The sequence below is a fragment of the Teichococcus deserti genome (assembly GCF_001982615.1).
Lineage (GTDB): Bacteria > Pseudomonadota > Alphaproteobacteria > Acetobacterales > Acetobacteraceae > Pseudoroseomonas > Pseudoroseomonas deserti.
On the sequence record NZ_MLCO01000082.1, the window covers coordinates 1 to 5,347 of the forward strand.

A 5,347-nucleotide genomic window follows, 5' to 3' on the forward strand; every position below is an offset into this window, starting at 1 on the left:
GACCGCGCTCGACACCATCCGCCGCTTCGGCGATGCGCCGGAGCCGCGCGGCCGCGCGCTGGACCTGGTGGAGCGCGGCTTGCGGCAGATCGAGGCGGTGGTGCGCGCGACGCTGGCCAACCATCGCCAGGATGACGAGCGGCGCCCGCTGCTGGCCGAGGATCTGGAAGACCTGCGCCTGCTGGTCTGGCCGGAGGCGCAGCGCGGCGGCGTGCGGCTGGGCTGGCGCATCGATCTGCCGGTGCCCTTTGCCACCGACGCGCTGCGCCTGCGCCAGCTTCTCCTGAATTTCCTGCTCAATGCCGTCGCGGCGACACCTTCGGGGAAAGCGGTGTCGCTGACGGTCAGGATGCAGGACGGCGCGCTCGAGGCCCGCGTCGAGGACGAGGCCGGCGGCCTTCCCGCCGATGCCGACCGCCGCCTCTCCGGCGAGCCCGATGCGGAAGGCGGGCTGGGCCTCGAGATCGCCGGCAAGCTGGCCGCGGCGCTCGGCGCCCGCATCGAGACGGCGCCGCGTCCGGGGGGCAGCTGCATCACCGTGACGGTGCCTCCCCGCGCGGAGGTGGTTGCATGAACGCCGCCCCGTCGCGTTCCGTCGTCCTGATCGAGGATGACGAGGTCCTGGGCGAATCCCTGGTGCAGCGGCTGACGCTGGAGGGCGTCGCCACGCACTGGGCGCGCAGCCTGCGCGAGGGCGAGGCGCTGCTGCGCCGGCACCGCCCCAACCTGATCGTCAGCGACATCCGCCTGCCCGACGGCAGCGGCGAGGCGCTGCTGCTGCGGCTGATGCCGGAGCTGGGCGGCACGCCGATCATTGTCATCACCGCGCATGGCGACGTGGCGCAGGCCGTGCGGCTGCTGCGCGCCGGCGCCGATGACTACGTGGAAAAACCCTTCCCGCCGCAGCTGCTGCTCGACAAGCTTGCTTCCCTGTCCGACTGGGCGCCGCCGGCACCGCCGCCGACCGGCGAGGCGGGATGGCGCTCGCCGGCGATGCAGCGGCTGCGGCGGCATCTGCTGAAGCTCGGCCAGGTCGACAGCACCCTGCTGCTGGGCGGCGAGAGCGGCGCCGGCAAGGAGGTCGCCGCGCGCCATCTGCACGACGTCAGCCGTCGCGCGGAAAAACCCTTCGTCGCCGTCAATTGCGCGGCCATTCCAGAGGACCTGCTGGAAAGCCAGGTCTTCGGCCATGAGCGCGGCGCCTTCACCGGCGCGCTGACGCGGCAGCTCGGGCTGGCCGAGCAGGCCGGCCAGGGCACGCTGTTCCTCGACGAGATCGCCGAGCTTGGCCCCGCCTCCCAGGCCAAGCTGCTGCGGCTGCTGCAGGAACGCTGCTTCACCCGGCTGGGCGGGCGGGAAACGCTGCCGCTCGGCGCGCGCCTGGTCGCCGCCAGCAACGCCGATCTGCGCGCCCGGGTCGAGGAGGGCCGCTTCCGCGAGGATCTGTTCTTCCGCCTCGCCGTGGTGGAGCTCACCGTGCCGCCGCTGCGGGAAAGGCCGGAGGATCTCGGCGAGCTGGCCGCGCATTTCCTGGCGCATTTCGCCCGCAGCTTCGACCGCCCCGAGCCGCAGCTGAACGCGGACAGCTTCGACGCGCTGCTGGCGCATCCCTGGCCGGGCAATGTGCGCGAGCTGCGCAACCGCATCGAGCGCGCCATGGTGCTGGCCGACGGGCCGCGGCTGGAGCCGGCCGATCTCTTCCCCGAACGCCGCGCCGAGCCCGAGGCGCCGCTGTCCCTCGCCGCCGCCCGCGACGCGGCCGAGCGGGCGCATATCCGCCGGGCTTTGGCCCGCAGCGGCAACCGGCTGGGCGATGCGGCGCAGCTGCTCGCCATCTCGCGCACCACGCTGTGGGAGCGGATGAAGCGGCTCGGTTTGAAGAGCTGATACTCCCTGGAGGACGTCCTGTTGAACGCGAAGAAAGATTGGGCCGATGTCATCGGCGGCCTGCTGCTGCTTGCGGGCGGCTTGTGGTTCATGAGCATGGCGGCCGGCCAGACCATGGGCACGCTGCGCCGCATGGGCCCGGGCTACATGCCCATGGCCATCGGCGTGCTGGTGGTGGTCTTCGGCCTGCTGGTCGCGGTGCCCGCGCTGTTCCGCGCCGGCACCCTGCCGGTGCCCGAATGGCGGCCCTTCGCCACCATCTGCCTCTCGGTGCTGGCCTTCGCGCTGGTCGTGGAGAAATTCGGCCTGGTGCCGGCGACCGTGGTGCTGACCGTGGTCGCGGCGCTGGCCGAGCCGAAGCTGAAGCCGCTGCAGCTCGGCATCCTCTGCCTGGCGCTCTCGGCGATCGGCGTCGGCGTCTTCGTCAAGGGCCTCGGCATCCCCGTCGCCGCCTTCCGGTGGCCCGTCTGATGGAGATGCTCGGCAACCTCGCGCTCGGCTTCAACGAGGCCTTTGCGCTGCAGAACCTGATCTACTGCTTCTTCGGCGTCTTCCTCGGCACCTTCATCGGCGTGCTGCCGGGGATCGGGCCACTGGCCACCATTTCCATGCTGCTGCCGCTGACCTTCCATGTGCCGCCGACCGCGGCGCTGGTCATGCTGGCCGGCATCTACTACGGCGCGCAATATGGCGGCTCGACCGCCTCGATCCTGATGAACCTGCCGGGGACGCCGGCGGCGGCCGTGGTCTGCCTCGACGGCTATCCGATGGCCAAGCAGGGCCGCGCCGGCGTGGCCCTGTTCATGACCACCGTCGCCTCCTTCGTCGGCAGCACCATCGGCATCATCATCCTGACCGCCTTCTCGCCGGCGCTGGCCGACGTGGCGCTGGCCTTCGGTCCGGCCGACTATTTCTCCATGATGCTGCTCGGGCTGATCGCGGCGGCGGCGCTGGCCCAGGGGTCGCCGGCCAAGGGCATCGCCATGGTGCTGCTGGGCCTGGCGCTGGGCATGGTCGGCACCGACGTGCAGACCGGAGCGCAGCGCTTCACCTTCGGCATCCCGCAGCTGGCCGACGGCATCAACCTCGTCGCCCTGGCCATGGGCCTGTTCGGCGTCTCCGAGGTGATCAGCAGCATCACCCGCATGCGCGCCGTGGCCAAGCAGAAGCAGGAGCGCATCACGCTGCGCTCGATGATCCCGACCCGCGACGACGTCAGGCAGTCCTGGCGCTCGATGCTGCGCGGCAGCGGCGTCGGCTCCTTCTTCGGCACGCTGCCGGGGGCGGGCACCACCATCGCCGCCTTCATCGCCTATGCCATCGAGAAGCGGGTGGCCCGCAAGCCGGAGCGCTTCGGCAAGGGCGCCATCGAGGGCATCAGCGCCCCCGAGGCCGCCAGCAACGCCTCGGCCCAGACCGCCTTCATCCCGACGCTGACGCTGGGCATCCCGGGCGACGCGGTGATGGCGCTGATGCTGGGCGCCATGATCATCCAGGGCATCCAGCCCGGGCCGCGGCTGGTGGCCGAATATCCCGAGCTGTTCTGGGGCCTGGTCGCCAGCTTCTGGATCGGCAATGTTCTTCTGGTTATCCTGAATATTCCGATGATCGGGCTCTGGGTGCGGATGCTGCGCATCCCCTATGCCATTCTCTATCCCTCGATCCTGCTGTTCATCTGCATCGGCGTCTTCAGCGTCAACAACAGCGCCTTCGACGTGCTGATCGTCATGGTCTTCGGCGTGGTCGGCTATGCCATGATGCTGCTGCGCTTCGAGCCGGCGCCGCTCGTCCTCGGCTTCATCCTGGGGCCCCTGATGGAGGAGCATCTGCGCCGCGCCATGCTGCTGTCGCGCGGCGATCCGATGGTCTTCCTGTCGCGGCCGATCAGCGCCAGCTTCCTGGCGGTGACCTTCGCGCTGCTGGCCTGGTCGCTCTATGCCGCAGTGCGGGCGCAGCGGCGCGCGCGGCTGGCCATGGCGGCCGGATGACGGAAACCCTGCTCGCCTGGGTCGAGGCGCATGCCGCCTGGGCCCCGGCGGCGGTCTTCGCCCTGGCCTTCGCCGAATCCCTGCCGCTGCTGGGCTTCTTCGTGCCCGGCTCGGCGATCCTGCTGGGCGTCGGCGTGCTGATCGCGCTCGACGCCCTGCCGGTGCTGCCGGTCATGCTGGCCGCCATGGCCGGCGCCGCGCTCGGCGACAGCAGCGGCTTTCTTCTCGTCCGCTGGCTGGGGCGGGGCGCGGCGCGGCGCTGCCTGCCGGCGCGGGGACGCCGGCTGCAGGCGCGCTCGGTGCTGATCTTCCGCCGCTGGGGCTGGTGGGCGGTTTTCCTCAGCCGCTTCTTCGCGCCCCTGCGCGCCTTTGTGCCGGTGATCGCCGGGCTGTCGGGCATGTCGATGGCGCGGTTCCAGAGCGCCAATATCCCCTCGGCCATCCTCTGGGCGCCGGTGGTGCTGCTGCCCGGGCAGATCGCCGCCTGGGCCGCCGGCGCGCTGGACGGGCCGGCGCTGCTGGCCGGCCTGGCGATCCTCCTGGCGGCGACAGGCTTCTTCCTGGTTCGCGGGCGCCGGACGGCCTAGGCGCGCGGCGCCAGCCCCGCCTCGCGCACCAGCCCGCGCAGGGAATCCTCTGCCGCCGCCAGGTGTTGAGAGAAGTGCCCGGCATCGGGTTGCAGCGGCCGGGCGCCGAAGCCGCCCAGGATGCGGTGCAGCTCGGGATCGGCGGTCGCCGCCCCCAGCGCCGCGGTCAGGGTCAGCCGCAGGTCGCGCGGCGCCTCGGCGGCGGTGAAGACGCCGTGCCAGCCCAGCGCCTCGATCCCCTGCAGCCCCAGCGCGTCGAAGCCGGGCAGCGCGCCCCTCCAGCCGGCGCCGCCCGGATGGCTGCTGGCCAGGGGCAGGATGCGGCCGGCCTCGACCATCGGCCCCAGGCTGGCGCTGCCGACGAAGCCTGCCGCCAGCTGCCCGGTCGCCAGGTCGCGCTGGATGCCGCCGCCGCCGCGATAGGGCACGTGGTCCAGCGCCAGCCCCTGCCGCGCCGCCAGCAGGGCGCCGGCGACGTGGCCGACGCTGCCCACCCCGCCCGAGCCATAGGGCAGCGGCGCCTCCGCCATCCGCGCCAGGCCGAGGAAGCCCGCGGCATCGGCGATGCCGGAGGCCGCGGGCACCGCCAGGATCAGCGGCGTCTCGGCCACCGCGCCGAGGCCGGCCAGCTGCACCGGCGACGGTTCTCCGCCTGCGTGCAGCAAGGACGAAATCAGCAGCGAAGCATCGTCGAGCAGCAGGGTGGTGCCGTCGGGCGGGGCGGCGGCCAGGGCCTGCAGCGCTAGCAGCCCGGCGCCGCCGCCGCGGTTCTCCACCAGCACCGGCTGGCCCAGGAAATCTGCCAGCCGCGGCTGCAGCAGCCGGGCGATGCGGTCCGCCGCGCCGCCGGCGGCGAAGGCCACCACCAACCGCAGCGGCGCCCCG

General features: G+C 72.5%; 6 protein-coding genes. 5 read left to right on the forward strand and 1 reads right to left on the reverse strand.

Annotated features, from left to right (window positions below; all coding sequences use genetic code 11):
- From BKE38_RS10345 to BKE38_RS10365, 5 genes are all read left to right on the forward strand, one after another.
- Window positions 1-574: ATP-binding protein (locus tag BKE38_RS10345; protein ID WP_131829555.1), on the forward strand; the 574-nt coding region annotated here is incomplete at its 5' end.
- Window positions 571-1,887 (forward strand): sigma-54-dependent transcriptional regulator, encoded by a 1,317-nt coding sequence (locus BKE38_RS10350; RefSeq protein ID WP_076957241.1) that lies wholly within the window; start codon window positions 571-573, stop codon window positions 1,885-1,887. The genes BKE38_RS10345 and BKE38_RS10350, both read left to right, overlap by 4 nt.
- A 21-nt stretch (window positions 1,888-1,908) precedes the next feature.
- Window positions 1,909-2,358 (forward strand): tripartite tricarboxylate transporter TctB family protein, encoded by a 450-nt coding sequence (locus BKE38_RS10355; RefSeq protein WP_076957242.1) that lies wholly within the window; start codon window positions 1,909-1,911, stop codon window positions 2,356-2,358.
- Window positions 2,358-3,875, forward strand: coding sequence for a tripartite tricarboxylate transporter permease (locus BKE38_RS10360; RefSeq protein ID WP_076957243.1), 1,518 nt, complete (start codon window positions 2,358-2,360; stop codon window positions 3,873-3,875). The genes BKE38_RS10355 and BKE38_RS10360 overlap by 1 nt, the downstream gene beginning before the upstream one ends.
- Window positions 3,872-4,462 (forward strand): DedA family protein, encoded by a 591-nt coding sequence (locus BKE38_RS10365; RefSeq protein ID WP_076957244.1) that lies wholly within the window; start codon window positions 3,872-3,874, stop codon window positions 4,460-4,462. The genes BKE38_RS10360 and BKE38_RS10365 overlap by 4 nt, the downstream gene beginning before the upstream one ends.
- Here the strand turns inward: BKE38_RS10365 and BKE38_RS10370 are convergent.
- Window positions 4,459-5,347 (reverse strand): tripartite tricarboxylate transporter substrate-binding protein (locus BKE38_RS10370; RefSeq protein ID WP_131829556.1); only part of this gene is annotated, 889 nt, incomplete at its 5' end. The two genes, BKE38_RS10365 and BKE38_RS10370, sit on opposite strands and share 4 nt — an antisense overlap.

Coding starts and splice junctions, on each gene's coding strand:
- BKE38_RS10360 (WP_076957243.1), top strand. CDS start 2,358: ATGGAGATGCTCGGCAACCTCGCGCTCGGCTTCAACGAGGCCTTTGCG.
- BKE38_RS10350 (WP_076957241.1), top strand. CDS start 571: ATGAACGCCGCCCCGTCGCGTTCCGTCGTCCTGATCGAGGATGACGAG.
- BKE38_RS10365 (WP_076957244.1), top strand. CDS start 3,872: ATGACGGAAACCCTGCTCGCCTGGGTCGAGGCGCATGCCGCCTGGGCC.